The organism is Nonomuraea harbinensis (genome assembly GCF_019396385.1).
Lineage (GTDB): Bacteria > Actinomycetota > Actinomycetes > Streptosporangiales > Streptosporangiaceae > Nonomuraea > Nonomuraea ferruginea.
Genome location: NZ_JAHKRN010000025.1, coordinates 38,203 through 64,176 on the forward strand (window position 1 = coordinate 38,203; position 25,974 = coordinate 64,176).

Annotated in this window: 24 protein-coding genes and 2 riboswitches; of the genes, 13 read left to right on the forward strand and 11 right to left on the reverse strand. The window is 72.2% G+C overall.

The genetic code is table 11. The annotated features are described in order from the left end of the window. Nucleotides 1-33: 33 nt before the first annotated feature. The 7 genes from KME79_RS24765 to KME79_RS24795 all read right to left on the reverse strand — a co-directional run bounded on the left by KME79_RS24765 (nucleotide 34) and on the right by KME79_RS24795 (nucleotide 7,420). Nucleotides 34-1,410 carry an L-serine ammonia-lyase gene (locus tag KME79_RS24765; protein ID WP_148033848.1) on the reverse strand — a complete coding sequence of 459 codons (1,377 nt, stop codon included), beginning with the start codon at nucleotides 1,408-1,410 and terminating at the stop codon, nucleotides 34-36. A gap of 57 nt (nucleotides 1,411-1,467) precedes the next feature. Then, entirely contained in the window at nucleotides 1,468-1,857 is a 390-nt protein-coding gene (gcvH, locus tag KME79_RS24770) for a glycine cleavage system protein GcvH (protein ID WP_219546553.1), read from the reverse strand. Beyond that, nucleotides 1,854-2,945, reverse strand: coding sequence for a glycine cleavage system aminomethyltransferase GcvT (gene gcvT, locus KME79_RS24775; RefSeq protein ID WP_148033846.1), 1,092 nt, complete (start codon nucleotides 2,943-2,945; stop codon nucleotides 1,854-1,856). The genes gcvH and gcvT overlap by 4 nt, the downstream gene beginning before the upstream one ends. Nucleotides 2,946-2,977: 32 nt before the next feature. Next, nucleotides 2,978-3,076: riboswitch (glycine riboswitch) on the reverse strand. After that, nucleotides 3,077-3,174: riboswitch (glycine riboswitch) on the reverse strand. It lies immediately after the preceding riboswitch. 17 nt (nucleotides 3,175-3,191) lie between these two features. Then, nucleotides 3,192-3,947 (reverse strand): gamma-glutamyl-gamma-aminobutyrate hydrolase family protein, encoded by a 756-nt coding sequence (locus KME79_RS24780; RefSeq protein ID WP_308249037.1) that lies wholly within the window; start codon nucleotides 3,945-3,947, stop codon nucleotides 3,192-3,194. Beyond that, complete coding sequence (locus KME79_RS24785; protein WP_148033844.1) at nucleotides 3,944-4,708, reverse strand: 3-oxoacyl-ACP reductase; 765 nt, start codon at nucleotides 4,706-4,708, stop codon at nucleotides 3,944-3,946. The genes KME79_RS24780 and KME79_RS24785 overlap by 4 nt, the downstream gene beginning before the upstream one ends. Nucleotides 4,709-4,712: 4 nt before the next feature. Further along, the gene (locus KME79_RS24790) at nucleotides 4,713-6,005 is read right to left on the reverse strand and encodes an aldehyde dehydrogenase family protein (protein ID WP_246640390.1); all 1,293 of its coding nucleotides are present in this window, start codon (nucleotides 6,003-6,005) and stop codon (nucleotides 4,713-4,715) included. 44 nt (nucleotides 6,006-6,049) lie between these two features. Next, nucleotides 6,050-7,420: a glutamine synthetase family protein gene (locus KME79_RS24795; protein ID WP_219546555.1), complete on the reverse strand. Its 1,371-nt coding sequence runs from the start codon at nucleotides 7,418-7,420 to the stop codon at nucleotides 6,050-6,052. A gap of 122 nt (nucleotides 7,421-7,542) precedes the next feature. Between KME79_RS24795 and KME79_RS24800 the strand changes: the two genes are divergently transcribed. Genes KME79_RS24800 through KME79_RS24815 form a run of 4 tightly spaced genes read left to right on the forward strand, consistent with a single transcriptional unit; the run spans nucleotide 7,543 to nucleotide 10,060 of the window. Then, nucleotides 7,543-8,247, forward strand: coding sequence for a FadR/GntR family transcriptional regulator (locus tag KME79_RS24800; protein WP_219546595.1), 705 nt, complete (start codon nucleotides 7,543-7,545; stop codon nucleotides 8,245-8,247). Nucleotides 8,248-8,288: 41 nt separating this feature from the next. Further along, nucleotides 8,289-9,047, forward strand: a complete 759-nt coding sequence (locus tag KME79_RS24805) for a hypothetical protein (RefSeq protein WP_148033840.1) — start codon at nucleotides 8,289-8,291, stop codon at nucleotides 9,045-9,047. 3 nt (nucleotides 9,048-9,050) lie between these two features. Continuing rightward, nucleotides 9,051-9,368, forward strand: a complete 318-nt coding sequence (locus KME79_RS24810; protein WP_219546556.1) for a hypothetical protein — start codon at nucleotides 9,051-9,053, stop codon at nucleotides 9,366-9,368. Then, nucleotides 9,365-10,060 carry a nucleotidyl transferase AbiEii/AbiGii toxin family protein gene (locus tag KME79_RS24815; protein ID WP_219546557.1) on the forward strand — a complete coding sequence of 232 codons (696 nt, stop codon included), beginning with the start codon at nucleotides 9,365-9,367 and terminating at the stop codon, nucleotides 10,058-10,060. The genes KME79_RS24810 and KME79_RS24815 overlap by 4 nt, the downstream gene beginning before the upstream one ends. Nucleotides 10,061-10,096: 36 nt before the next feature. Here KME79_RS24815 and KME79_RS24820 read toward each other — a convergent pair whose 3' ends face one another. The 3 genes from KME79_RS24820 to KME79_RS24830 form a co-directional block, all read right to left on the reverse strand. Then, nucleotides 10,097-11,689 carry a High-affinity nickel-transporter gene (locus tag KME79_RS24820; RefSeq protein ID WP_246640371.1) on the reverse strand — a complete coding sequence of 531 codons (1,593 nt, stop codon included), beginning with the start codon at nucleotides 11,687-11,689 and terminating at the stop codon, nucleotides 10,097-10,099. Continuing rightward, nucleotides 11,686-12,882 (reverse strand): tetratricopeptide repeat protein, encoded by a 1,197-nt coding sequence (locus KME79_RS24825; protein WP_219546558.1) that lies wholly within the window; start codon nucleotides 12,880-12,882, stop codon nucleotides 11,686-11,688. Before KME79_RS24825 ends, KME79_RS24820 begins: the two co-directional genes overlap by 4 nt. Before the next feature lie 114 nt (nucleotides 12,883-12,996). Continuing rightward, the gene (locus tag KME79_RS24830; RefSeq protein ID WP_246640372.1) at nucleotides 12,997-14,373 is read right to left on the reverse strand and encodes a DUF4331 domain-containing protein; all 1,377 of its coding nucleotides are present in this window, start codon (nucleotides 14,371-14,373) and stop codon (nucleotides 12,997-12,999) included. A 215-nt stretch (nucleotides 14,374-14,588) separates the two neighbouring features. Here KME79_RS24830 and KME79_RS24835 point away from each other — a divergent pair, with 215 nt between their 5' ends. The 3 genes from KME79_RS24835 to KME79_RS24845 are packed head-to-tail and all read left to right on the forward strand — an operon-like array spanning nucleotide 14,589 to nucleotide 18,877. Further along, entirely contained in the window at nucleotides 14,589-16,295 is a 1,707-nt protein-coding gene (locus tag KME79_RS24835) for an ABC transporter ATP-binding protein (RefSeq protein ID WP_308249038.1), read from the forward strand. Nucleotides 16,296-16,348: 53 nt separating this feature from the next. After that, a complete protein-coding gene (gene hutU / locus KME79_RS24840; RefSeq protein WP_187281347.1) occupies nucleotides 16,349-17,998 on the forward strand; it encodes a urocanate hydratase in 1,650 nt (549 codons plus the stop codon). Nucleotides 17,999-18,046: 48 nt separating this feature from the next. Beyond that, entirely contained in the window at nucleotides 18,047-18,877 is an 831-nt protein-coding gene (locus tag KME79_RS24845; protein ID WP_219546559.1) for a MurR/RpiR family transcriptional regulator, read from the forward strand. A gap of 61 nt (nucleotides 18,878-18,938) precedes the next feature. On the opposite strand, the gene KME79_RS24850 is transcribed toward KME79_RS24845, so the two are convergent. Further along, entirely contained in the window at nucleotides 18,939-19,625 is a 687-nt protein-coding gene (locus KME79_RS24850) for an SDR family oxidoreductase (protein ID WP_219546560.1), read from the reverse strand. A 55-nt stretch (nucleotides 19,626-19,680) separates the two neighbouring features. Here KME79_RS24850 and KME79_RS24855 point away from each other — a divergent pair, with 55 nt between their 5' ends. The 6 genes from KME79_RS24855 to hutI are packed head-to-tail and all read left to right on the forward strand — an operon-like array spanning nucleotide 19,681 to nucleotide 25,960. Further along, on the forward strand, nucleotides 19,681-20,211 hold the full coding sequence (locus KME79_RS24855; RefSeq protein WP_219546561.1) for a PadR family transcriptional regulator: 531 nt from the start codon (nucleotides 19,681-19,683) through the stop codon (nucleotides 20,209-20,211). 7 nt (nucleotides 20,212-20,218) lie between these two features. Continuing rightward, entirely contained in the window at nucleotides 20,219-21,172 is a 954-nt protein-coding gene (locus tag KME79_RS24860) for an ATP-binding cassette domain-containing protein (protein ID WP_219546562.1), read from the forward strand. Beyond that, the gene (locus tag KME79_RS24865; protein WP_219546563.1) at nucleotides 21,169-21,918 is read left to right on the forward strand and encodes an ABC transporter permease; all 750 of its coding nucleotides are present in this window, start codon (nucleotides 21,169-21,171) and stop codon (nucleotides 21,916-21,918) included. Before KME79_RS24860 ends, KME79_RS24865 begins: the two co-directional genes overlap by 4 nt. A gap of 40 nt (nucleotides 21,919-21,958) precedes the next feature. Next, nucleotides 21,959-23,443 carry an allantoate amidohydrolase gene (locus KME79_RS24870; RefSeq protein ID WP_219546564.1) on the forward strand — a complete coding sequence of 495 codons (1,485 nt, stop codon included), beginning with the start codon at nucleotides 21,959-21,961 and terminating at the stop codon, nucleotides 23,441-23,443. Nucleotides 23,444-23,492: 49 nt separating this feature from the next. Beyond that, nucleotides 23,493-24,815 (forward strand): formimidoylglutamate deiminase, encoded by a 1,323-nt coding sequence (locus KME79_RS24875; protein WP_219546565.1) that lies wholly within the window; start codon nucleotides 23,493-23,495, stop codon nucleotides 24,813-24,815. Then, nucleotides 24,812-25,960, forward strand: coding sequence for an imidazolonepropionase (gene hutI, locus KME79_RS24880; protein ID WP_219546566.1), 1,149 nt, complete (start codon nucleotides 24,812-24,814; stop codon nucleotides 25,958-25,960). Before KME79_RS24875 ends, hutI begins: the two co-directional genes overlap by 4 nt. Nucleotides 25,961-25,974 lie beyond the last annotated feature (14 nt).

Consider the following 25,974-nt stretch of genomic DNA (forward strand, 5'->3'; position numbering starts at 1 on the left):
CACACTGCCTGGGATCCGGCCGTCCGAAGCGTCTCAGCACTCGATGACGTTCACGGCGAGGCCGCCGCGCGAGGTCTCCTTGTACTTGTCGAGCATGTCCCTGCCGGTGTCGCGCATGGTCTTGATGGCCTTGTCGAGCGACACGTGGTGGCGGCCGTCGCCGCGCAGCGCGATGCGGGCCGCGGTGATGGCCTTGATGGAGGCGACCGCGTTCCGCTCGATGCACGGGATCTGCACCAGGCCGCCGATCGGGTCGCAGGTCAGGCCCAGGTTGTGCTCGATGCCGATCTCGGCGGCGTTCTCCACCTGCTCGGGGGTGCCGCCGAGGACCTCGGTGAGCCCCGCCGAGGCCATCGAGCAGGCCGAGCCGACCTCGCCCTGACAGCCGACCTCGGCGCCGGAGATGGACGCGTTCTCCTTGAACAGCACGCCGATCGCCGCCGCCGTCAGCAGGAAGCGGATCACGCCGTCGTCGTCGGCGTTCGGGGTGAAGCGGGAGTAGTACGTGAGCACGGCGGGGATGATGCCGGCCGCGCCGTTGGTGGGGGCGGTGACGATGCGGCCCCCGGCGGCGTTCTCCTCGTTGACGGCCAGGGCGAACAGCGACACCCAGTCCATCGCCTGCAGCGGGTCCTTCTCGGCGGACTCGGCCTGCAGGCGGCGGTGCAGCTGGTGGGCGCGGCGCTTGACCTTGAGCCCGCCGGGCAGCACGCCTTCCTTGGCGATGCCCCGCCGCACGCACTCCGTCATGACCCGCCAGAGGTCGAGCACGCGGGCGCGGATCTCGTCCTCGCCGAGGCCGAACGCCTTCTCGTTCTCCAGCATCAGCCCGGAGATCGACAGGCCGGTGGCCGAGCAGTGCTTGAGCAGCTCCTCGCCGGTGGTGAACGGGTAGGGCAGGACCGTGTCGTCCGGCTTGATGCGGCCGGCGCCGGTGGCGGTCTCGTCGACCACGAAGCCGCCGCCGACCGAGAAGTACACCTTCTCGCGCAGGCTCCCGCCCGCCTCGTCGTAGGCGGTGAAGCGCATGCCGTTCGGGTGCTCCGGCAGCGAGATCTTCCGCTCGAACACCAGGTCCTCACCGATCACGAACGGGATCTCCCGCTCGCCGAACAGCCGGACCGTGCCGGACTCGCGCATCGCGGCCAGCCGCTCGTCCACGGTGTCGACGTCCACCAGCTCGGGCTTCTCGCCCGACAGGCCCAGCAGGACGGCCTTGTCGCTGCCGTGACCCTTGCCGGTCAGGCCGAGGGAGCCGTACAGGATGGCCTCGACACGCGCCGTACGGCCGAGCAGCCCGTCCTGGTGCAGGCCGCGCGCGAACCGGTGGGCGGCGGCCATCGGGCCGCCGGTGTGGGAGCTGGACGGGCCGATCCCGATCTTGAAGAGGTCGAAGACGCTGATCGCCATTGATGTGCGCCTTTCACGCGCGGGGCCGGGGCCCGGTGCCGGGCCCCGGCGGGTGGGTCAGGACTCGCCCGAGGTGAGGGCGGCGTACTCCTCGGCGGAGAGCAGGTCGGCGGCGTCGCCGTCGGCGCGCACCTTGAACATCCAGCCCTCGCCGTACGGGTCGCTGTTGGCCAGCGACGGGTCGTCCACCAGGGTCTGGTTGACCTCGACCACCTCGCCGCCGACAGGCGTGTAGATGTCGCTCACGGACTTGGTGGACTCGACCTCGCCGATCGAGTCCCCGGCTTCCACGGTCGAGCCGACCTCCGGGAGCTGCACGTAGACCACGTCACCGAGGGCCTCGGCGGCGAAGGCCGTGATGCCGACCGTGGCGACCAGGCCGTCCTCCAGGCCGGAGATCCACTCGTGCTCCTTGGTGTAGCTCAGGTCGTCAGGGATGTTGCTCACTTGTTCCTCCTGTAGAAGGGCAGCTCGACCACGTCCACGGGTTCTTGCCTGCCCCTGATGTCGACGGCCAGACCTTCGCCGGCGTCGATGCCGGCGTCGACGTAGGCCAGCGCGATGGGCTTGCCCAGCGTCTGTGAGGGCGCGCCGCTGGTGACCTCGCCGACGACGGCACCGTCCTTGGTCACCGGGTATCCGTGGCGGGGCACCCGGCGGCCGCGCGCGACCAGCCCGGTCAGGCGGCGCCGCGGCGGGGTGTCCTTGACCGCCTCCAGCGCCGACCTGCCCACGAAGTCGCCCGGCTTGTCGAATTTCACCACCCTGCCCATCCCCGCGTCGAACGGGGTCAGCTCCGCGCTCAGCTCGTTGCCGTACAGCGGCATGCCCGCCTCCAGGCGGAGCGTGTCACGGCTGGACAGCCCGGCCGGCTTCAGCCCGTACGGTTCGCCGGCGGCGGTCAGCGCGTGCCACAGCGGCACCGCGTCCTGGACGGCCACGAACAGCTCGAAGCCGTCCTCGCCGGTGTAGCCGGTGCGGGCGATGAGCGCCTCCCGCCCGTCGACCCTGCCGGGCAGGCCGGTGTAGTACTTGAGCCCGGCCAGGTCGGCGTCGGTGAGGGTGGCGAGGATCTCCTGGGAGCGCGGGCCCTGGACGGCGATGAGGGCGTACTCGTCGGAGCGGTCCTCGACCCGCGCGTCGTACGCCTTGGCACGGGTCATCAGCTCGTCCGCGACCTTGCCCGCGTTCGAGGCGTTGGCCACGACCATGAACTCCTCGTCGCCGAGCCGGTAGACGATGAGGTCGTCCAGCACCCCGCCGCGCTCGTCGACGATCATCGTGTAGCGCGCCCGCCCGGTCGCCAGCGCCGACAGGTGTCCCACCAGGGCGTAGTCCAGGGCGTCCGCCGCCTGCGGGCCGGTGAGGAAGATCTCCCCCATGTGCGACAGGTCGAAGAGCCCGGCCGCCTGGCGGACCGCGTTGTGCTCCGCGGACTCGCTGCCGTAGCGCAGCGGCATGAGCCAGCCGGCGAAGTCGGTCAGGGTGGCGCCGAGAGACTCGTGCACGTCTCTCAGCGGCGTCGGTCGTGACATGTCGCACCTCAGGACAGGATCGGATGCCGGGATCCTCCCCCTCTGTCGTCGGTGCCTGAGAGCTTCACCCGGCTTTTTTTCCGGACTTTCACCTTCGGCGAGGTCGCGCGGACCTGCTTTCCAGAGGACACCTCGGCCGTACGGTCCTTTGCCTTGAGAGGTTCGCGGGGAGGGCTTGCTCCTTCAGGGGCCCCGACCGGCTGTCAGGGCGCTCTCCCGCACGGCTTCGACGGTGATGTGGCAAGCCTAATGGCCTTCGGGGTGAATTGTCGCGTCCGCGAACTCCGCGGCGTGCGCGGCCAGAGCGTTCGCGACTAGGGCTTCGAAGAGGGCACCGTCGTCGGCGGCCTCCGGGTGCCACTGGACGGCGACGGCGAACGGGTGGGAGTCGAGCTCCACGGCCTCGATCGTGCCGTCCTCGGAGGTGGCCGTCACCGTCAGGCCCGTGCCGAGGCGGTCGACGGCCTGGTGGTGGTAGTGGGGCACGGTGATCGGGGCGCCGCCGAGGATCTTGGCGAGCTTGCTGCCGGCGGCGGGGCGCACGGGGAGGGGGCCGAACCGGCCGGGGGCGGGGGAGTGGCCGGTGTGGCCGACGACGTCGGGGAGGTGCTGGTGGAGGGTGCCGCCCAGGGCGATGTTGAGGACCTGGAGACCCCGGCAGACGCCCAGGAAGGGGGTCCGGGCTTCGAGGGCCGCGGTCATCAGGGCGAACTCGGCGGTGTCACGAAATTTCCGGATGTAGTCGGTGTGGGGGTGGGGCGACGCGCCGTACCGGTCCGGGTCGATGTCCCCGCCGCCCGCCAGGATCAGCCCGTCCAGCCGGGTCACCAGCGCAGCCGGATCGCCCGCCGGCGGGATGAGCACCGGCTGCCCGCCCGCCCGCGTCACCTGCTCCACGTACATGTACGGCAGCAGCGCCACGGGCAGGTCCCACACCGTGAACCGCGCGGGCTCGACGTAGGTGCTGACACCGATGACGGGCCGACTAATGGGCCGGCTCACAGCGGCGTCACGTACGCGCCGGAGATCCCCCCGTCGACCAGGAACTGCGACGCCGTGATGAACGACGCGTCGTCGCTGGCCAGGAAGGCGGCCGCGGCCGCGATCTCCGACGCCTCGGCGAAGCGGCCGAGCGGCACGTGCACCAGCCGCCGCTGCGCCCGCTCGGGGTCCTTGGCGAACAGCTCCTGGAGCAGCGGCGTGTTGACCGGCCCCGGGCACAGCGCGTTGACCCGGATGCCCTCGCGGGCGAACTGCACCCCCAGCTCGCGCGACATGGCCAGCACCCCGCCCTTGGAAGCGGTGTAGGAGATCTGCGAGGTCGCCGACCCCATGACGGCCACGAACGAGGCGGTGTTGATGATCGAGCCCTTGCCCTGGCGGCGCATGTAGCCGATGGCGTGCCTGCAGCACAGGTAGACGCTGGTCAGGTTGACCTCCTGGACCCGGCGCCAGGCGTCGATGCCGGTCTCCAGGATGGAGTCGTCGTCGGGCGGCGAGATGCCCGCGTTGTTGAACGCGACGTCCACGCTCCCGTAGGTCTCGAACGCGGTCTCGTACATCCGCGCCACGTCGTCCTCGCTGGTCACGTCGGCCTTGACGAACAGGCCGCCGACCTCGGTGGCGGCCTTGGCGCCCGCCTCCTCGTCGATGTCGACGCAGACGACCTTGGCGCCCTCCTCGGCGAACCGGTGCGCGGTGGCCAGGCCGATGCCGCTGCCCGCTCCGGTGATGACGGCCACGCGGTCCAGCAAACGCTGCATAGGGCTACTCCGTTGAGATGAAGACGTTCTTGGTCTCGGTGAAGGCGGCGAGCGCGTCGGGGCCCAGCTCGCGGCCGAGCCCCGACTCCTTGAAGCCGCCGAACGGGGTCCAGTAGCGGACGGAGGAGTTGGAGTTGACCGAGAGCGCGCCGGACTCGACCGCGCGGGCCACCCGCAGCGCCCGGCCGATGTCGCGGGTCCAGATGGAGCCGGACAGGCCGTAACGGGTGTCGTTGGCGATGCGGACCGCGTCGGCTTCGCCGGCGAACGGCACCACGGACACGACCGGCCCGAAGATCTCCTCGGTGAACGCCCGGTCGGTGACGTTCGAGGTCAGCACCGTCGGCGGGAACCAGTAGCCGCGGCCCTGCGGGCACGAGCCCTGCAGGTACGGGTCGGCGACGAAGCCGCGGACCCGCTCCAGGTGCTCGGCGCTGATCAGCGGGCCCATCTCGGTGGCCGGGTCGAGCGGGTCGCCGACGCGCAGCCCGCGCACCGCCTCCGACAACCGCTCCAGGAACTCGTCGTACACGCTCTCCTGCACCAGCACGCGGGAGCGGGCGCAGCAGTCTTGACCGCTGTTGTCGAAGACCGCGTACGGGGCCGCGGCGGCGGCCTTGGCGACGTCGGCGTCGGCGAAGACGATGTTGGCCGACTTGCCGCCGAGCTCCAGCGTGAGCCGCTTGACGTGGGCGGCGGCCTTGGCCGCGATCTCCTTGCCCACCTCGGTCGAGCCGGTGAACACGATCTTGGCGACGCCGGGGTGCTCGACCAGCCGGGCGCCCGCGACCTCCCCTGCCCCGGGCAGGACCTGGAGCACCCCCTCGGGCAGGCCCGCCGCCAGGGCCAGCTCGGCCAGCCGCAGCGCGGTCAGCGGGGTCTGCTCGGCGGGCTTGACGATGACCGTGTTGCCCGCCGCGAGGGCAGGCGCGACGCCCCACGACATGATCAGCATCGGGAAGTTCCACGGCACGATCACGCCCACCACGCCCAGCGGCTCCTGGAACGTGACGTCCACGCCGCCGGGCACCGGGATCTGCCTGCCGTGGTTGCGCTCGGGAGCGCCGGAGTAGTAGTGGAGCACGTCGCGGACGGCGGCCGCCTCCCAGCGGGCGTTGCCGACGGGGTGGCCGGCGTTGGCCACCTCCAGCATCGCCAGCTCCTCGGCGTGCGCGTCGACCAGGTCGGCGAAGCCGCGCAGCAGCCGCGCCCGGTCGCCCGGGGCCACCTCGCGCCACTCCCGGCAGGCCTTCGCGGCCCTGGCCACGGCCTCGTCGACCGCGGCGGCCCCGGCCATCTCGACCTCGGCCACGACCTGCTCCGTCGCCGGATTGATGATCTTCACAGGCGCTCGAATCCCCGGAACATCTCCCAGTCGGTCACCGCCGCGTCGAAGGCGGCCAGCTCGACCCGCGCGTTGTTGGCGTAGTGGGCCACCACGTCCTCCCCGAACTCCTCCCCGGCCAGTTTGGAACCCTCGAACAGGGCCAGCGCGTCGCGCAGGGTGTGCGGCACGGTCTCGGCGCCGGAGGTGTAGGCGTTGCCCTCGAACGCCTCCTCCAGCTCCAGCTCCTCGTCGATGCCGTGCAGGCCGGCCGCGACCAGCGCGGCCACCGCGAGGTACGGGTTCACGTCGCCGCCCGGCACCCGGTTCTCCACCCGCAGCGAGGGGCCGTGGCCGACCAGGCGCAGCGCGCAGGTGCGGTTGTCGACGCCCCACTTGACGGCCGTGGGCGCGAAGCTGCCGGGCACGAACCGCTTGTAGGAGTTGATGTTGGGCGCGTACATGAGGGTGAGCTCGCGCAGGCAGGCGAGCTGACCGGCGATGAACCGCTGCCCCAGCGGCGAGAGCCCGTGCGGCCCGTCGCCCGCCATCACCAGCTCGCCGTCCGCCCCGCGCAGCGAGATGTGGATGTGGCAGGAGTTGCCCTCGCGGTCGTTCGGCTTGGCCATGAAGGTGATCGACTTGCCCTCCTGGGCGGCGATCTCCTTGGCGCCGTTCTTGTAGACGGCGTGGTTGTCGCAGGTGACCAGCGCCTCGGCGTAGCGGAAGGTGATCTCGTGCTGGCCCGGGTTGCACTCGCCCTTGGCGGACTCCACGTACAGGCCCGCGCCCTCCATGTCGCGCCGGATGCGGCGCAGCAGCGGCTCGACGCGGGCGGTGCCGAGCAGCGAGTAGTCGACGTTGTAGAGGTTGGCGGGGGTCAGGTCGCGGTAGGCGCGGTTCCAGGCTCCCTCGTACGAGTCCTCGTAGACGACGAACTCCAGCTCGGTGCCGACGCAGGCGCGCAGGCCGCGCTCCTGGAGCCGGGCGAGCTGGCGGCGGAGGATCTGGCGCGGCGAGGCGGTCACCTCGCCGCCGTCCTCCCAGGTGAGGTCGGCCATGACCAGGGCGGTGCCCTCCTGCCAGGGCACCCGCCGCAGCGTCGACAGGTCGGGCCGCATCACGAAGTCCCCGTACCCGCGATCCCAGGACGACATCGCGTATCCGCCGACCGTGTTCATGTCGACGTCGACGGCGAGCAGGTAGTTGCACCCTTCGGAGCCGTGGTGCAGCACCTCGTCGAGGAAGTAGCGCGCGGACAGGCGCTTGCCCTGGAGGCGGCCCTGCATGTCGGCGATGGCCAGCAGCACCGTGTCGACCAGGCCCGCCGCGACCTCCTGCCGTAGCTCGTCGACGGTGAGGAAGCCATGACTGGACCGCTCGCTCACGTGCTGGCTCCGATCTCGCAGGAGGCGGTTTCCCGTTGATTGGGCTAGTCTCAGACCATTGATGTGTATGGCGGGATCGCTTGTCAAGACCTGAGGACACGTTGGACGAGTCGGCGCGTTTGATGACGGTGCTGCGCCCCGTGAGAGCCGGAAACGCCTTCGAGGAGACCGTCGAACGGCTCCTGCAGGCGATCAAGCTGGGCGTGGTGGCGCCGGGAGACAAGCTCCCGCCCGAGCGCGAGCTGGCCGTCCAGCTCGGCATCAGCAGGGTGACGCTGCGCGAGGCCATCCGCGCCCTGCAGGACGCGGGCTACCTCGACGTGCGGCGCGGCCGTTACGGCGGCGCGTTCGTCACCTACGTGCCGCCCCGGCCGGGGCCGGCCGACCTGCGCAAGGCGGTCGCCGACATGGGCACGGACGACCTGGCGGACGCGCTCACCTTCCGCCTGGCCGTAGAGTGCGGCGCCGCGCAGGCGCTGGCCGGGATGGAGCTGACCGGCGGGCAGCGCGACACGCTCAGGCGCAGGCTGGCCGACCTGGACGGCGCCTCGCTGGAGGACTACCGCCGCCTCGACACCGCATTCCACCTGTCGATCGCCGAGCTGACCGGGTCCGCCCTGCTCGCGTCCGCCTGCGCCGACGCCCGCCTGCGGGTGAGCGACCTGCTCAACGCCATCCCCATGCTCCAGGTCAACCTCGACCACGCGGCCGCGCAGCACCGGGCGATCGTGGCGGCCATCCTGGCGGGCGACCCCGAGGGGGCCGGCCGCGCCATGAGCGAACACCTGGAAGGCACGGCCGCCCTGCTGCGCGGATTCCTCTCCTGACCGCACCACTGCCCACAGGCTCGTAGAGTCGGTTCACGGTCATGGAGAAATGGTTTCACGGAAGCATCATCGCGACGGGACGGCTGCCGCTGTTCTGTTTCTTCGTCGCGCTCATCGTGGCGTTCATCGCCACCCGCATCAACGTACGGCTGATCAGGGCCAAGGTGGGCTGGTTCCGCAACGTCAACGTGGGCGAGATGCACATCCACCACGTGGTGTTCGGGGTCGTGCTCATGCTGGTCGGCGGGGTGGCCGGGATGGTCGTCTCCGGCGCGTCGCAGGTGGGGCACGCGGTCGCGGCGTCGGTGTTCGGGATCGGGTCGGCCCTGGTGCTCGACGAGTTCGCGCTGATCCTCCACCTGCACGACGTCTACTGGGAGGAGGAGGGGCGCACCTCGGTGGACGCGGTGTTCATCGCCGTGGCGGTCACCGGGCTGCTGCTCATCGGGCTGCGGCCGCTCAGCTGGGACTTCGGCCCGCCGCTGGTCGACCCGGCGGCGCTGATCCTGGGCAACCTGGTGCTGGCCGTGATCACGCTGCTCAAGGGGAAGATCTGGACCGGCATGGCGGGGCTGTTCCTCCCCTTCCTGCTGCTGGTGGGCGCGGTGCGGCTGGCCCGCCCGGGGTCGCCGTGGGCCCACTGGTTCTTCGTCGGGCGCTCGCCGCGCAAGATGGCCAAGGCCATCCACCGGGAGGAACGCTGGCGCCGGCCGGCGATCCGGGCCAAGATCGCCTTCCAGGAGTTCCTCTCGGGCCGCCACGACCTGCCTTCCACCCGCCGTCTGCGCCGCCATACTTGAGCCATGGCGCTTCCCTCCAGGTCTGACGGGCTGCTGGCCCAGATCCCCGACTCGCTCACGGACCTGCGCGGACCCGTGGACGGCAAGGTGGCGCTGCCGCCCCACCTGTCATGGTCGGGCCCCCGCGAGTACGACCTGGCCGATCTGCGCCTGAGGCTGTCGATGTACCGCATGGTGATCACGGGCGGCGGGCGCGTGGACGCGGAGAGATACCTCAACGCGCGCCACCTGACCGCCGACTGGCCGCTGCTCAGGAAAGGGCTCGGCCCGGGCCACCGCCGGGCCTGGGAGCACAAGCTGGCCCTGGGCATGCACCCGTGATCCGCTTCCCGCCGTTCCAGGAACGGGTGCTGGGAATGGTGCTGCCGGTTTGCGAGCGCTTCCATCTGCTGCTCGCGGGCGGGCACGCGATGCGGGCGCACGGATTCATGGACCGGCCGAGCACCGACCTGGACTTCGCCACCAGTGCGGACACGCCGCTGCCGGAGGTGGCGGAGGGGATCGCCCGGGCGCTCCGCGCCGCCGGTCTGGAGGTGTCCGTGCTGGAGGTGACACCCCGGTACGGGCGACTGCTCCTCAAGGATCCCTCGACGGAGGAGCACTGTGAGGTGGACCTCCTCAGGGAGGCGCTCCAGCAGCAGCCCAGCGTGTGCGGCGAACTGCGGGTCGTCGCGCTCGACGACGCCGTGGGCCTGAAGATGCGGGCACTGTACGAACGCAGCCTGGCCCGGGATGTCATCGACATCGCCGCCGTGGCCCACCTCTACTCCTTCAGAGATCTGGAGCGTTTGGGCGGCCTGCACGCGGAGGACTTCTCACTTCCCGAGCTCGTCATGCGGCTGGAGTTCGTGGAGTTCATCGCCGACGAGGAGTTCGCGGCCTACGGGGTGACCGCGGATCGGGTGCGAGACATCCGGAGGCTGACCTCGGCGTGGGCGGACGACATCAAGATGCGGCGGGCCGACGACGGTGATGCCGAGTACGACGTCTCCGATCTGCCCGGGGTCGGCTGAGGCATCGGGTGGTCACAGCGTCACAGCGTCACAGCGTCACAGCGTCACGGCTGAGCGGAGGGCCAGGCCGGCGCCGAGGAGCACCACCATCACGGCCGTGCCCAGCGGGGCCGCGCCCGACAGGCGGGCGGCGAGCCGGCGGCCCGCCGACGCCCGGGCCTCCAGCCGGTCGACCAGCTTGACCAGCAGCAGGCCGGTGACGGTCAGGGTGGCGGCCATACCGACCCCGTAGGCGGTCACCAGCGCCACCCCGAACCAGGTCCGGCCCAGCGCGACCGCGCCCAGCAGCACGACCAGCGCCGACGGGCTCGGCACCAGCCCACCGGCCACCCCCAGCCCCACCAGCCCACCACTCCGATGTCCGTGCCCGTGCCCGTGTCCGTGCCCGTGTCCGTGCCCGTGTCCGTGCCCGTGTCCGTGCCCGTGTCCATGGCCGTGTCCGTGCCCGGCGGCATGGGCGTTCCGGGAACGGCGGGCGGTGTGGATCAGGCGGAGGCCGATGGCGGCGATCAGCACGCCGCCGGCCACCCCCAGCCAGGCCAGCACCGACTCGCCGGCCAGGGCCGTGAAGACGCTCAGCGCGAGCCCCACCGCCAGCACCCCCACGGTGTGGGTGGCCGTCACCGTGGCGCCCACGACGAGCGCGTCCCTGGGGCGTCCGCGGCGCCCCGCCAGGTAGGCGGCCATGACGGTCTTCCCGTGCCCGGGGATCAGCGCGTGCCCGGCCCCCAGCACCACCGCCAGGCCCAGCGCCAGCAGCCCGAGCGGCACGGTCAGCGAGTCGGCGCCGACGAGCCCGGTGAACGTCCGGTCCAGCGCGTCGAGCGCCTCACCGACGGGTCCGCCGACGGAGAGGCCGGGGGTTCCGGACGCGGGGGTCCCGGTCCCGGCGCCGAGCCGTGAGACGGTGAACGAGGCCGTCCGCTGGTCCAGCGGTGACGTCAGCAGGTCGTCCGGGTACCTGCGCAGTTCTCCGCTCACGCTGGACTCGGGCACGGTGGCGTCGAGGAGCCGGACCCCTGCGCCGGTCGCGGTGATCTCGCGCCAGCCGATCCGGTCCTGCTCGAAGCCGTCGGTGAACGTCACCGCGCCGGACACCGCGGTCTCCGCCACCAGGGCGCAGGTCAGGCGGCTGGTCCTGAGCCCGCCCTGGCCCGGCGTGTACGCGTGCCCGGCCCGTACCACCCGCCAAGGCACGGCCGCGCCGCCCACCGTCAGCCGCTGGGCGGCGGCGAGCGCGGCGCAGCGGCGGGAGGCGTACGTGGCGTCCACCTCCGTCCTGGCCTGCAGCGTGGGCAGTTCGGCCAGGTCCACCACGGCCAGGTTCTCCACCTGCCCGCCGGAGACGGTCAGCCCGTTGTAGTGGTTGACCGTGAAGTTCCCCAGCGGATGCGCGGCGGCGGCCCGCGCCGGCACGCTCAGGAACACCGGCACCAGCCCGAGCAGCAAGACCCCCATCCGCCACCAGATCCTGCGCGAGGCGGCGTGACGGGCGTCTTCCGGGAGGTCGGCCCGTTCTGTGGGGTGGGTCCGGTTCGGTGTGCGGGCGGCGTTACGGACCTGGTCGGGAGTGGCGGCCGATTTCGTGGGGTGGGAGGGGGCTTCGGTGAGGGGCTCGGGGTCGGTCATGAGAACCTCGCCAGGGTGGCCAGCTCCGGGTCGAAGCGGGGGTCGAGGGGGACGTCGCGGCCGAGGGATCGTTCGATCTCGGCGCGGTGGTAGCGGAGGACGGGATGCCGCCAGCCGGTCGAGGTGGCCTGCTTCGCGTACCGCAGAGCCTCGCGCGGCCGGTCGGCCTTGAACAGCGCCCAGCCGAGCGCGTCGGCGGCGATCAGACCGGGGTTGCGGGCGTACTCGGCGCGGGCGTGCCGCACCGCCTCGTCGGGGTCGCCGTGGTCGGCCTCGAACTCGGCCCACGTCAGGTCGTCGCGGACGCCCGTCCCGGCGAGCAGGTCGCGCTGGGCGTCCAGCAGCGTCCAGTCGGCGGGCAGGCCCGCCTTGAGCCGCACCTCGCCCTGCTCGATCAGGTACTGGGGCAGCGGCAGCCGCCGGACGACGCCCTCGTACCGGGTGAGCGCCTCGTCCAGCCGGCCGCCGAGCGCGGCGGCCCTGGCCCGGCCGGCGAGGGCGGGCGGGTAGCCGGGGTCGGCCTCCAGCGCCCTGGCGTACCACCGGTCGGCCGTCTCGAAGTCGTGGGTGTGCAGGGCCAGCTCGCCGAGCTGGTGGCGGGCGTAGGCGAGATCGGCGGGGACGCGCGCGTCCTCGTGGGCGTACTGGAGGTAGCGGCGCGCGCCGTCGAGGTCGCCGCGCAGCTCGGCCGCGTACGAGGCGCGCGCGAAGGACGCGACGCCGGGCCGCAGGTCCAGCATCCGCTGGACCGCCTCCCGCGCGCCGCGCAGGTCGCCGAGCTGGACGCGGGCGTCGGCGAGCACCCCGTACGCGGCCGCGCTGTAGGCGTTGGCGTCGAGCGCCCGCTCGGCCAGCCGCTCGGCCTCGGCGAACTCGTGGCGGCCGGCGGCGAGCGTGGCCCGGCCGGTCAGGACGGCGTCGTCGCGCGGGTCGAGCCGGGCGGCGGTGTCGAGCGCGCCTTCCGCCTTGGTGTAGTACGACGGGTCGCCGCTGATTCTGGCCTGGTCGACGTACTGGACGCCGAGCTGGGCCCAGCCGCGATGATCGTCCGGCAGCCGCTTGAGCCGGTCCTGCAGGGTTTCCCGCCCGGCCGCGGGCGCCGGCGCGCCGGCCGGTGCGGCGGCGACGCCGAAGACGGTGAACAGCAGCGCGCCGGTCAGGACGAGACCTGCCAGCAGGAGTAGTGAACGCATCGAAGGGCTCCGGAGTCGTGGGAAGCAACCGGCCGGCCGCCGGAGCGGCCGACCGGTCCTGGGGCGGCGGGGCGGGAGGGGCCCGCCACCGGGAGAAGGTCGGCCGGGCGGGGGTCAGCGCTGGTTGACCGAGGCGTTGCTGGGGAGCGGGATGTACGGGAACGTGCCGCCGAACGGCTTGTCGTTCGTGTCCACCTTGTCGGTCAGGGCGGGGATGAGCTTGCCGGACTGCGCGGCGCCCGCGACGGCCTGCAGTTCGATGTCCACCACGTCGTCGGCGAGCCGGCGGCCGTTGGGGAAGCCCTGCAGGTCACCGCCGAGCACGCCCAGCCTGTTCGGGTCCTTGCTGGGCGGGATCGACATGTTGAGCCTGAGCATCTCGGCCGGGCGCGGCTTGCCCGCGTCCTTGTTCAGCGACTGCGCGTTCAGGTCGGCCGCGATCGGCCCGTTGCCCTTGGCGATCCCGGTCAGGAAGATCTGGACGAGATCCTTGCGCGGGGTGGCGGGCGCCTTGATGCCGTAGATGGACGCGAGCAGCCTGGCCACCTCGGGGTCGGTGACCCGCTTGACCAGGGCCGCCACGTCGGCGTCCTTGGCGGGCGGCAGCGCGTTGAAGGCGTCCTTCAGCCCGGCGGGGGACACCACCTCGTTGACCAGCGGGTTGCCCAGGCGGGAGACCTGGACGAACTTGCCGCCGTTGTGCTTGTCGGTGGTGGACCAGACGCCGACGACCGGGTTGCGCTTCGGGTCGCCCTTGAGCGCGAGGTCCTCCTTCGGCACCTGCAGGCCGAGCGTGTTGACGTTGTAGCCCTTGAGCGTGTCCCGGCCCACCTCGGACAGGTCGCCCCCGTACAGCAGGTCGAAGACGCGCAGGTCGAGGAAGAACGCCTCGTCCGACTGGCCGGCGAGGGTCTTGCCGCCGCCCTTCAGGCTGGTGATCGCCTGGGAGCGCAGGGTGCCGTAGTTCGGCATGGACGCGGGGCCGACGTTGCTCGGCGCGACGATGCCGTTGGAGACGAGCGTGCTGCTGCCGTTCTCGGTGATGCGCCTGAGCGTGTAGCGCTGGCGGAAGAGCAGGTTCCGGTCGTCGAGCGAGGTGACCGGTCCGTTGTTGTAGAGGAAGGTGGCGTTGCCGCGCCGGTCCTCGTTGCGGAAGGTCCACTGGTAGGTGATGTCGGGCTTGGCGTCGCCGTCGTTGTCGATCTTGATGTTGTAGCGCGACCTGGTGTCGAACGGGTAGAAGTTCGGCCCGCCCTGCGGCTCCTGGAACGGGATCCAGTTCGACAGCAGGGTCACGGTGTCGGGCTTGTCCGGGCTGACGAACGCGTACACGTCGGTGTTGTCGTTGAGCGGGTCGCCGATGACGGCGGGCGCCTCGCGGTGCGAGGAGGCCGTGCCGGAGTCCGTACGGAACATCGCGAGCGAGGAGGCCGTCAGGGCCACCGCGACGCCGAGTCCGATGAGGGCGCGCCGGTCGATCCGGTGCTCCATGGTCGGTCCTTTCGGAAAGGTGCTGATCGATGACGAGGTTCCGGCCGGGTTCCTCGCGCCCTATTCGCGTGACGGGGGCGGGCGGATGTCGCTCTCATCCTCAAGGAGGAGTCGTCAACCGAAGTTGACATACCAAAGGAGTCAATTTAGGTTGACGGGTGCGGAACGCGCGCGCCGTTCGTTGAGAGGTCGAACGGCCCCTGGAAGGAGATTTGGTGATCAAGGACTTACTGGCCTACTTGCGCCCGCACCGGTGGATCCTGGTGGCGGGCGGGGTGCTGGGCCTGATCGGCTCGGCGGCGGGCCTCGCCATGCCGCTGCTCGCCAAGTACGTGGTGGACGCGTTCGGCGAGAACGGGTCGATGGCCGGGCCGCTCATCGGCCTCACCGTCGCCGTCCTGGTCGGCGCCGTGGTGTCGGCCGCCGGCTCCTACCTGATGGAGCGCACCGGCGAGAGCGTCGTGCTGGGCGCCCGCCGCCGCCTGGTCGACCGCATCCTGCGGCTGCGGGTGGCCGACGTCGACCGGCTCAAGCCCGGCGACCTGCTCTCCCGCGTCACCGGCGACACGACGCTGCTGCGCGCGGTGCTCACCAACGGCGTCGTCGACTCCGTCAGCGCCGTGTTCATGCTGGTCGGCGCCATCGTCCTGATGGCCGCCATGGACGGCACGCTGCTGCTGGTCACGCTGCTCGTGGTGGTGGTGATCGGCGGGCTGACCGGCCTGGTGATGCCGCGCATCATGCGGGCGCAGAAGGACGCCCAGGAAGCCGTGGGCGAGATGGGCGCGGTGCTCGACCGGGCGCTGCAGGCCTACCGCACGGTCAAGGCCAGCGGCGCCGAGGAACGCGAGATCGCCGTCGTGGGCGGCGCCGCGGAGCGGGCCCGCGACCGGGGCCTCCAGGTGGCCGGGTGGACCTCGCTGGCCGGGGTGTCGACCTGGATGGCCGTGCAGATCGCCTTCCTCGGCGTGCTCGGCGTCGGCGGGGCCAGGGTCGCCTCCGGCGCGCTGGAGGTCTCCTCGCTGATCGCCTTCCTGCTCTACCTGTTCTACCTGGTGGCGCCGATCGGCCAGCTCGTCGAGGGCGCGGTCCAGCTCCAGCAGGGCCTGGCCGCGATGAAGCGCATCAAGGAGGTCGAGGACCTGCCCGGCGAGCCCGTCGGCGTGCCGGCCGGCACCGGCGACCGCCCGCTCGGCGTGCGCTTCGACGACGTGGTCTTCCGGTACGGCGACGACCGGCCGATCGTGCACGACGGGGTCAGCTTCGAGGTGCCGCCCGGCGGCCTCACCGCGCTCGTCGGCCCGTCGGGCGCGGGCAAGTCCACCGTCTTCGCCCTGCTCGAACGCTTCTACGAGCACCAGGGCGGGGTCATCTCGCTGGACGGCAGGGACATCCGCGACTGGTCGCTCGGCGAGCTGCGGGCCGCGCTCGGCTACGTCGAGCAGGACGCGCCCGTGCTGGCCGGCACGCTCAAGGAGAACCTGCTGTTCGCCGCCCCTGACGCCACCGAGGACGAGCTGCGCCGCGCGATCGTCCGCACCCGCCTGGACGACCTGGTGGCCAGGCTGCCCGACGGCCTCGACACCGCGGTCGGGCACCGGGGCGTGCTGCTGTCGGGCGGCGAGCGGCAACGCGTCGCCATCGCCAGGGCGCTGCTGCGCAAGCCCAGGCTGCTGCTGCTCGACGAGGCCACCTCGCAGCTCGACGCGGTCAACGAGCTGCGGCTGCGCGAGGTCATCGCCGAGGTCGCCGCCGAGACGACCGTGCTGGTCATCGCCCACCGGCTGTCGACGGTGACCAACGCCGGCCGGATCGTCCTCATGGAGAGCGGCGGCGTGCGGGCCATCGGCACCCACGACGAGCTGGTGGGGGCCGACGAGCTCTACCGCGAGCTGGCGGCCACCCAGTTCCTCGTGAGCTAGCGCGTTGTACTCTTCGGGTGACGTTGATGAATGTGTTCATTCAGGAGGTCGCCATGAGCCGCACCGTGCGCGCGCCGCGAGGCACCACGCTCACCGCCAAGGGGTGGCCGCAGGAGGCCGCGCTCCGCATGCTCCGCAACAACCTGGACCCGGAGGTGGCCGAGCATCCCGAGCAGCTCGTCGTCTACGGCGGCTCGGGCCGCGCGGCCCGTGACTGGGCCTCCTACGACGCGCTGGTCAGGACGCTCACCACGCTGGAGGGCGACGAGACGCTGCTGGTGCAGTCGGGGCGGCCCGTCGGCGTCTTCCGCACCCACGAGTGGGCGCCCAGGGTGCTGATCGCGAACTCCAACCTGGTGCCCGGCTGGGCCACCTGGGAGGAGTTCCGGCGGCTCGAAGCTGCCGGGCTCACCATGTACGGGCAGATGACCGCGGGTTCCTGGATCTACATCGGCACCCAGGGCATCCTGCAGGGCACGTACGAGACGTTCGCGGCGGTGGCGGCCAAGCGGTTCGGCGGGTCGCTGGCCGGCACCGTCACGCTCACCGCCGGGCTCGGCGGCATGGGCGGCGCGCAGCCGCTCGCCGTCACCATGAACGGCGGCGTGGCCATCTGCCTCGACTGCGACCCCCGCTCCGTCACCCGCCGCATCGAGCACCGCTACCTCGACGTGCGGGCGGAGTCGCTGGACGAGGCGCTGCGGCTGGCGTACGAGGCGCGCGACGCGCGGCGGCCGCTGTCGATCGGCGTGGTGGCCAACGCCGCCGAGGCCGTGCCCGCGCTGCTCGCCCGCGGCGCCGAGATCGACATCGTCACCGACCAGACCTCCGCCCACGACCCGCTCATGTACCTGCCGCTGGGCGTCGCCTTCGACGACATGGCCGCCGAACGCGACAAGGACCCGGCGGGCTTCACCGAGCGCGCCCGCCAGTCCATGGCCGCGCACGTCGAGGCCATGGTCGGCTTCCAGGACGCGGGGGCCGAGGTGTTCGACTACGGCAACTCCATCAGGGGCGAGGCGCAGCTGGCCGGATACGCGCGGGCCTTCGACTTCCCCGGGTTCGTGCCCGCGTACATCAGGCCGTTGTTCTGCGAGGGCAAGGGGCCGTTCCGGTGGGCGGCGCTCAGCGGCGACCCCGCCGACATCGCCGCCACCGACCAGGCGATCCTGGAGCTGTTCCCCGACAACGAGCCGCTCGCCCGCTGGATCCGCCAGGCCGGCGAGAAGGTCCACTTCCAGGGCCTGCCCGCGCGGATCTGCTGGCTGGGCTACGGCGAGCGCAACGTGGCGGGGGAGCGGTTCAACGACATGGTCGCCTCCGGAGAGCTGCGGGCACCCGTCGTGATCGGCCGCGACCACCTCGACAGCGGCTCCGTCGCCTCCCCCTACCGCGAGACCGAGGCGATGGCCGACGGCTCCGACGCGATCGCCGACTGGCCGCTGCTCAACGCCATGCTCAACACGGCCTCGGGGGCGGCTTGGGTGTCCATCCACCACGGCGGCGGCGTCGGCATCGGCCGCTCCATCCACGCCGGCCAGGTGACGGTCGCCGACGGCACCGCGCTGGCCGGGGAGAAGCTCGACCGGGTGCTCACCAACGACCCGGGCACCGGCGTCATGCGCCACGTCGACGCGGGGTACGAGGAGGCGGCCGCGGTGGCGGCCGCGCGCGGGGTCCGCGTCCCGATGCGTGAGTCCTGAGTGATCCATGTGGGATGAGAATGCCGTGCGCACGGTGTTGCAGCAGGAGTGACTGGCGCATATCACGGCGGGCTGGACCGGCTTCTCGACGGCCACAGGCTCTCGCCGGTGCAGAGGAGGATCGCTCACTACCTGTCGGAGCACCTGGAGGAGGCCATCTTCCTGTCGAGCGTGGAGCTGGCCGACCGGGCGGGGGTGAGCCAGCCGTCCGTGACCAGGTTCGCCATGGTGCTCGGCTTCGCCGGATACCCGGAGCTGCGGCAGGCGCTGCGCCCCCTGGTGCTGGGCGGGCCGCCGGAGGGCCAGCAGGAGAGCCTGATCAAAGGAGCCATCGACCGCGAGATCAGGAACCTGACCGCGGTCCGCGACCGGCTGCCGTCGCTGCCGCTGAAGGAGCTGGGCGCGTCCCTGGCCGCCGCCGAGCCGCTCCCGGTGCTGGGGCTGCGGGTGTCGGCCGGGCTCGCGACCACGTTCGCGTACTACACCCGCCGCATCCACCCCGACGTGCGGCTGCTCACGCACGGCGGGTCGGAGCTCATCGACGGCCTGCACTCCGCCCGCCGTGCCGGCGCGGAGTGGCTGGTCGCCGTGGTGCTTCCGCGCTATCCGGTCGAGGTGATGAACGCGCTGGAGTACGCGGGCAAGCTCGGCTACAGGGTGGCCGCGATCTGCGACCGGCCCGGCTTCCCCGCCGAGGTGGTGCTCGACGCGCCGGTGGGCGACCGGCTGGTGTTCGACTCCCACGCGGCGCCGCTGGCCCTGGCCATGGCCCTGGTGGAGGCCATGGCCGACGCGGCGCCGCTGCGCACCCAGGCGCGGCTGGAGGAGTACGAGCGGATGACGGACGAGACCGGCACGTTCCTCGGCGAACTGCCTTAGCGGTCGCCCGCCGTCCGGCCGCCGTCCTCCGTGGACAGCGCGGGAAGGGCCTGGAGAGGGTTCAGGTGACCGGGCCCGCGCTCGGCCGGATGGTCAGCTCCGTCAGGTGCGCGTCCGGCCCGGCGGTGACCGCCGCCAGCACCGCACGGGCCACGGTGTCCGCGGTGAGGTAACGGTCGGGCTGGTAGTCGCCGCCCTCCTGCTCGCGCACGCTCCGCTGCATGTCGGTGTCGATCCGGCCCGGGTAGACCGTGGTCACCCGCAGCTCCGGCTCCTCCTGCCGGAGCGCGTCGGCGAAGGCCCGCAGCGCGAACTTGCTGGCCGCGTACGCCCCCCAGCCCGGGTTGGCCCGCTGGCCGGACCCGGAGTTGACGCACACCACGTGGCCCCCGGCCCGTCGCAGCGCGGGCAGCAGCAGCCGGGTCAGCTCGGCCACCGCGAACAGGTTGAGCTCCATGGTGTCGCGCCACGCCGCGACGGGCAGCTCGCCGACCCGGCCCAGCCGGGTGACGCCCGCGCTGTGCACGAGCACGTCGAGCCGGTCGACGTCCGCCACGTCGGCCTCGGTGATCTCGGTCAGCTCCACCGGCCACGCCCGTGCGCCGGGCAACCCGGCCGCGACCTCGTCCAGCGCCTTGGCGTCGCGCCCGCCGAGCAGGACGTCGTGGGTCGGGGCGAGAGCGCGCGCGACGGCCGCGCCCACGCCGCGCGAAGCGCCCGTGATCAGGGCTTTGGGTCGTTCACTCATGGACAGCAGCTTTTCACGGTTGACAGTCATTCAAATTTGAGTGCAAACTTGAGCTGTGTCTACGACTCGCATTCTGATCCTCGGCACCCTCCTAGACGGCCCGCGCAACGGCTACCAAGTCCGCCGGCACCTGGAGACCTGGGGCGCCGACAGCTGGGCCAGCGTGAAGTTCGGCTCCATCTACCACGGGCTCGGCAAGATGGCCGACGAAGGGCTGCTGGAGGTCGTCGAGTCCGGCAAGGGCGGCGCCACCGTCTACGCCATGACCGACGACGGCCGGTTCGAGTTCCACCGCCTGCTCCTGACGGTCTGGCATGAGCTGATGCCGATCGTCGACCCGTTCCAGGTTGCGCTCACGTTCATGAACCACCTCGACAAGGAAACCCTGATGAGCGCGCTCCGTAGCCGGAGCGAGCTCCTGGAGCTGACGATCGCCGGCGCCGAGCGGTCGTACGGCACGAAACAGAGCTTCGGCGCCCCCCGCCACATCGACGAGACGCTCAGGCTCAACACGGCCGTGCTGCGGGCGCAGCTCGACTGGTGCCGGCAGGCACTGGCCAAGGTCGAGAACGACGAGCTTCCCTAGGAGAAGCATGATCATTGACGCGAAAGGCTTAAAGAAGACCTTCACCTCGCGCGGCCGCAAGGGCACGCGGACCGTCGAGGCCGTACGCGGCGTCGACCTGGAGGTGAAGACCGGCCAGATCTACGGCGTGCTCGGCCCCAACGGCGCGGGCAAGACGACCACGATCCGGATGCTCGCCACCCTCATCAGGCCCGACGCGGGCACCGCCGCGATCGCCGGCCACGACCTGCTGAAGGAGCCCGCCGCGATCCGCCGCGCCCTCGGCTACGTCAGCCAGGCCGGCGGGGTGGAGGAGCAGAACTCGCCGCGCAGGCAGGTGATGTTCGCGGCCAGGCTGTACGGGGTCGCGGACGCCGCGGCGGCGACCGACCGGGTGCTGAAGAGGTTCGACCTGGCCGACATCGCCGACCGGCCGGGCCGCACCCTGTCCGGCGGGCAGAAGCGCCGGGTGTCCATCGCGCTCGGTCTGGTCCACACGCCCCCGCTGCTGTTCCTCGACGAGCCGACCACCGGTCTCGACCCGCAGAACCGCGCCAACCTGTGGGACCGCATCAGGGAGCTGCGCGAGCAGGGCACCACCGTCCTGCTCAGCACCCACTACCTGGAGGAGGCCGACGCGCTCTGCGACCGCCTGGCGATCGTCGACCACGGCGTGGTCGTCGCCGAGGGCACCCCCGCCGAGCTCAAGCGCGAGGTCTCCGGCGACGTGGTGACGCTCCGCCTCGACGAGCCGGAGCGGGCCGCCGCCGTGCTCGGCCCGCTCGCCAGGGAGGCCAGGGTGGACGACCAGGTGCTGCGCGTCTACGTCGACGACGGCGAGCACACGCTGCCCAAGCTGCTGAGCGAGCTGCAGGAGCAGCGGCTCGCCCTCACGTCCATCTCGCTCGACAGGGCCACGCTCGACGACGTCTTCCTGGCCAAGACGGGCCGGTCCCTTCGTGACACGGGAGCCGAAGCATGATCAGGGACACCGGCCTCTTCCTGGGCCACGAACTGCGCAACACCTTCCGCAACCCGATCTGGCCGATGTTCGGCATCATGCAGCCGGTCATGTACCTGCTGCTGTTCGCGCCGCTCTTCGCCGGCATGGCGTACGGCGGCGACCTCGGCCAGGCGCTGACCATGTTCGCGCCCGGCATGCTCGTCATCACCGCCCTGTTCGGCACCATGGGCGTCGCGTACGGGACCATCTACGAGATGCGCAGCGGCGTGCTGGAACGCATCGCGGTCACCCCGACCTGGCGGCCCTCGATCGTGCTCGGCCGCATGCTGCGGGACGTGGCCGTGCTGGTGGTGCAGTCGTTCATGGTCATCCTCATCGCGCTGCTCATGGGGCTGCGGATCGGCCCGGCCGGGCTGGTGCTCACGCTGCTCCTGCTGGCCGTCACGGGGCTGTTCTCCTCGGGCGTGGCGTACGGGCTGGCGCTCAGCCTCGGCGACGAGAACGCGATGGGGCAGATCATGCAGTTCTTCGCGCTGCCGCTGATGCTGCTGTCGGGTGCGCTCCTGCCGATGGCGCTCGGGCCCGACTGGCTGGAGCGGGTCGCCTGGTTCACGCCCTTCTACCATCCGGTCGAGGCCGGGCGGGCGCTGTTCGCGGGCAACCTGACCGACGTGTCGATCCCGCTCGCGTTCGCCATCATGCTGGGCCTGGCGGCGCTGACCGTGACCTGGTCCGTGCGGTCGCTGAGGAAGATCACCGGGTAGCGTCGCGAAGCTGAATGGATCCATTCACTAGAGTGTGTTCATGCTCGACGCACTCGCGCACGTGGGGCGCGACCCCGCCACCGGCGGCTATGTCCGGGACGCCTGGTCCGACGCGGATCTCGAACTGCGCGGCTGGTTCGCCGGCGAGTCGGCGCGCAGGGGGCTGGATCTGAACGAGGACCGCAACGGCAACCTGTGGGCCTGGTGGGGCGACCCGTCCGGGGAGCCGGGCGTGGTCGCCGGGAGCCACCTCGACTCCGTCCGCCAGGGCGGGGCGTACGACGGGCCGCTGGGTGTGGTGTCCGCCTTCGCCGCCCTCGACCTGCTGCGCGAACGGGGGTTCCGGCCGGGGCGGCCGGTCGGGGTCGCGTGTTTCACCGACGAGGAGGGCGCCAGGTTCGGTGTGCCGTGCGTGGGGTCGCGGCTGCTCACCGGGGTGCTGGCGCCGGAGCGGGCGCTCGGGCTGACCGACGACCGCGGCGACACCCTGGCCGACGTGCTCACCAGGGCGGGACGCGACCCGCGCGGGCTCGGGCCCGACCCGGAGACGCTGGCCACCGTGGGGGCGTTCGTCGAGCTCCACGTCGAGCAGGGCAGGGCGCTGGCGGCGCTGGACCGGCCCGTCGGGGCGGGGCTCTCGATCTGGCCGCACGGGCGGTGGCGGTTCGACCTCCGCGGGCGGGCCGACCACGCGGGCACCACCCGGCTGACGGACCGCGACGACCCGATGCTCCTGCTGGCCCGCCTGGTGCTGTCCGCCCGCTCGGCCGCCGCCCGTCACGAGGCGCTGGCCACCGTCGGCAAGGTCCTGGTCACCCCCAACAACGCCAACGCCATCCCGGGCCACGTCGCCGCCTGGCTCGACGCCCGCGGGCCCACCGAGGAGAGCGTCCGCGCCCTCGTACGAGACCTGTACGACCAGCTCACCGACGACACCCCACCCGGCACCACCGGGGAAAGAATCGAGAGCCCCTCGGGAGAGATTCCCGGAGCGGGAGAGATCCCTCCCGGATGGGGGGTGAACCCCTCCGGAGGAGGGGGGTTTCCCGGGGAGAGCGCGAGTTCTCGCGCGAACATGACTTTCCCCGAAGGGGGAGGGGTCCCTTCGGGAGGTGGCGCTGACCCCTCGGGAAGCGGGGGTTTTCGCGGGGGGAGCGCGAGTTTCCCTGGAGGGGGCGAAGCCCCTGCCGGAGGGGGTGCGAACCTCTCTGGAGGGGGTGAGGGGTCTCCCGGGCGGGGTGGGAGGCGTGCGGTGGAGGTGCGGGAGGAGTCGTGGACGCCGCTTGTGGAGTTCGAGCGGGGGTTGCGGGAGCGGGTCGCGAGGGCGGCGGGGGAGGTGCCGGTGCTGGCGACCGGGGCCGGGCATGATGCCGGGATCCTCGCCGCCGCGGGGGTGCCGGCGGCGATGCTGTTCGTACGGAACCCCACCGGCGTGTCCCACGCGCCGGAAGAGCATGCCGAGGAGGCAGACTGCCGGGCGGGTGTGATCGCGCTCGCCGACGTGCTGGAGGAGTTGTGCCGCTGAATCACCGGTGGTTCCCGGATGGTCCGGCTGATGACGTGGCGGAGGAGCTGTGTCGCTGATCTACTGGTGTGAGCAGGCGTGGCTGCCCGAAGGCGTGGCCGACGGCGTGCTGGTGGAGGTCGAGGGGGCGAGGATCGCCGGTGTCACCAGAGGGGAGCCCGGCGGGGCGCGGCGTCTGGCGGGGCTGACGATTCCCGGGCTGGCCAACGCGCACTCCCACGCCTTCCACCGGGCGCTGCGCGCCGCCACGCAGAAGGGCCGGGGTGACTTCTGGACCTGGCGTGACCGTATGTACGAGGTCGCCGACCGGCTCGATCCCGATGCCTACCTGAGGCTGGCGCGGGCGGTGTACGCCGAGATGGCGCTGGCCGGGGTCACCTGCGTGGGCGAGTTCCACTACCTGCACCATGGTTCCGGCGGGACCCCGTACGAGGACCGCAACGCGATGGGGCACGCGCTGATCACGGCGGCCCGCGAGGCGGGGCTGCGCATCGCGCTGATCGACGCCTGCTACGTGTCCGGCGGTCCCGGCGGCGCGCTGGCGGGCACGCAGCTGCGGTTCGGCGACGGCGACGCCGGCGGGTGGGCGGCGCGGGCGGAGGAGCTGGCCGCCGCGTACGGGGGAACGCCGGGCGTGCGGATCGGCGCGGCGATCCACTCGGTGCGCGCCGTGCCGCCCGAGCAGATGCCGGTGGTGGTGGAGTTCTCCCACCGGCACGCCGCGCCGCTGCACGCGCACGTCTCCGAGCAGCGGGCCGAGAACGCCGCGTGCGAGGCGGCGTACGCGGCCTCGCCCGTGCGGGTGCTGCACGAGCACGGGGCGCTGGGCCCGCGCTCGACGGCCGTACACGCCACCCATCTGTCGGAGGCGGACATCGAGCTGCTCGGCAGCTCGCGCACCCATCTGTGCATGTGCCCGACGACCGAGCGGGAGCTGGCCGACGGGATCGGGCCGGCGCGCGAGGTGTTCGACCGCGGGTCGCCGATGACGCTCGGCTCCGACAGCCACGCGGTGATCGACCTGTTCGAGGAGGCGCGCGCCGTCGAGCTGAACGCGCGGCTCGCCACCGAGCGGCGCGGCCACTGGTCCGCCGCCGAGCTGCTCGGCGCCGCCACCGCCGCGGGCCACACCTCGCTCGGCTTCCCGGACGCGGGGCTGCTGGTGCCGGGCGCCTGGGCCGACCTGGTGACGGTACGGATGGACACGGTACGGACGGCGGGCGCGTCCGGGCTGGAGGCGGTGGCGTTCGCGGCGACGGCGGCCGACGTGCGCACGGTGATCTCGGGCGGCCGCCGGATCGTGGACGAGGGCAGGCACGTGCTCGGCGACGTGGGCGCGCTGCTGGCCGAGGCGATGGAGGAGTTGCGGTGACCACGACGCTGATCGACGGGATCGGGCTGCTCTACACGGGCGACCCGGAGCGTGAGGAGATCGAGGGCGCCGCCCTGGTGATCGAGGACGGCCTGGTCGCCTGGACGGGGGAGGCCGGGCAGGCCCCCGACGCCGACGCGCGGGTGGACATCGCGGGCCGGGGCGTCGTGCCCGGGTTCGTCGACAGCCACGCGCACCTGGTGTTCGCGGGCGACCGGACGGCCGAGTTCCAGGCCCGGATGTCCGGCGAGAGGTACACCGGCGGCGGCATCCGCACCACGGTCGCCGCCACCCGCGCCGCGAGCGACGCCGAGCTGGCCGTCCGCGCCGCCGCGCTGGTGGCCGAGATGAACGCGCAGGGCACCACCACCGTGGAGATCAAGAGCGGCTACGGGCTGACCGTCGAGGACGAGCGCCGCTCGCTGGAGATCGCCACGACGCTGACCGACGAGACCACGTTCCTCGGCGCGCACGTGGTGCCCGCCGGCGCCGATCCCGACGCGTACGTGCGGCTCGTCACCGGCGACATGCTCCGGGCGTGCGCGCCGTACGCGAGATGGGTGGACGTGTTCTGCGAGCGCGGCGCGTTCGACGGAGACCAGACCAGGGAGATCCTCACCGCCGGCATGAAGGCGGGGCTGCGCGCCAGGGTGCACGCCGGCCAGCTCGGCGAGGGCCCTGGGGTGCGGATCGCGTGCGAGCTGGGCGCCGCGTCGGCCGACCACTGCACCCACCTGACCAGCGCCGACGTGGACGCGCTCGCCTCGTCGGGCACGGTCGCGACGCTGCTGCCCGGGGCCGAGTTCTCCACCTGCTCCCCGTACCCCGACGCCAGGAGGCTGATCGACGCGGGGGTGAGCGTCGCGCTGGCCACCGACTGCAACCCGGGCTCCTCGTACACCTCGTCGATGCCGTTCTGTGTGGCGCTCGCCGTGCGGGAGATGCGGATGACGCCGCTGGAGGCGATCAGGGCGGCCACCGCGGGCGGGGCGCGCGCACTCGCCAGGACGGACGTAGGCTTGCTGCGGCCGGGCAGCCGCGCCGACCTCGTCGTCCTCGACGCTCCCTCCTACGTCCACCTCGCCTACCGGCCCGGCGTTCCCCTCGTTCACCAGGTGTTCCGCGGCGGTCTCCTTCTTGAGTAGGACATCCAGAACCC

Excerpts from the sequence above, each read along its gene's own strand:
- gcvT (WP_148033846.1), bottom strand. The coding sequence starts at position 2,945 with ATGTCACGACCGACGCCGCTGAGAGACGTGCACGAGTCTCTCGGCGCC.
- KME79_RS24860 (WP_219546562.1), top strand. The coding sequence starts at position 20,219 with ATGATCATTGACGCGAAAGGCTTAAAGAAGACCTTCACCTCGCGCGGC.
- KME79_RS24810 (WP_219546556.1), top strand. The coding sequence starts at position 9,051 with ATGGCGCTTCCCTCCAGGTCTGACGGGCTGCTGGCCCAGATCCCCGAC.
- KME79_RS24830 (WP_246640372.1), bottom strand. The coding sequence starts at position 14,373 with ATGGAGCACCGGATCGACCGGCGCGCCCTCATCGGACTCGGCGTCGCG.
- hutU (WP_187281347.1), top strand. The coding sequence starts at position 16,349 with ATGAGCCGCACCGTGCGCGCGCCGCGAGGCACCACGCTCACCGCCAAG.
- KME79_RS24765 (WP_148033848.1), bottom strand. The coding sequence starts at position 1,410 with ATGGCGATCAGCGTCTTCGACCTCTTCAAGATCGGGATCGGCCCGTCC.
- KME79_RS24800 (WP_219546595.1), top strand. The coding sequence starts at position 7,543 with ATGACGGTGCTGCGCCCCGTGAGAGCCGGAAACGCCTTCGAGGAGACC.
- KME79_RS24805 (WP_148033840.1), top strand. The coding sequence starts at position 8,289 with ATGGAGAAATGGTTTCACGGAAGCATCATCGCGACGGGACGGCTGCCG.
- KME79_RS24820 (WP_246640371.1), bottom strand. The coding sequence starts at position 11,689 with ATGACCGACCCCGAGCCCCTCACCGAAGCCCCCTCCCACCCCACGAAA.
- KME79_RS24790 (WP_246640390.1), bottom strand. The coding sequence starts at position 6,005 with ATGGCCGGGGCCGCCGCGGTCGACGAGGCCGTGGCCAGGGCCGCGAAG.
- KME79_RS24870 (WP_219546564.1), top strand. The coding sequence starts at position 21,959 with ATGCTCGACGCACTCGCGCACGTGGGGCGCGACCCCGCCACCGGCGGC.
- KME79_RS24865 (WP_219546563.1), top strand. The coding sequence starts at position 21,169 with ATGATCAGGGACACCGGCCTCTTCCTGGGCCACGAACTGCGCAACACC.
- KME79_RS24825 (WP_219546558.1), bottom strand. The coding sequence starts at position 12,882 with ATGCGTTCACTACTCCTGCTGGCAGGTCTCGTCCTGACCGGCGCGCTG.
- KME79_RS24785 (WP_148033844.1), bottom strand. The coding sequence starts at position 4,708 with ATGCAGCGTTTGCTGGACCGCGTGGCCGTCATCACCGGAGCGGGCAGC.
- KME79_RS24850 (WP_219546560.1), bottom strand. The coding sequence starts at position 19,625 with ATGAGTGAACGACCCAAAGCCCTGATCACGGGCGCTTCGCGCGGCGTG.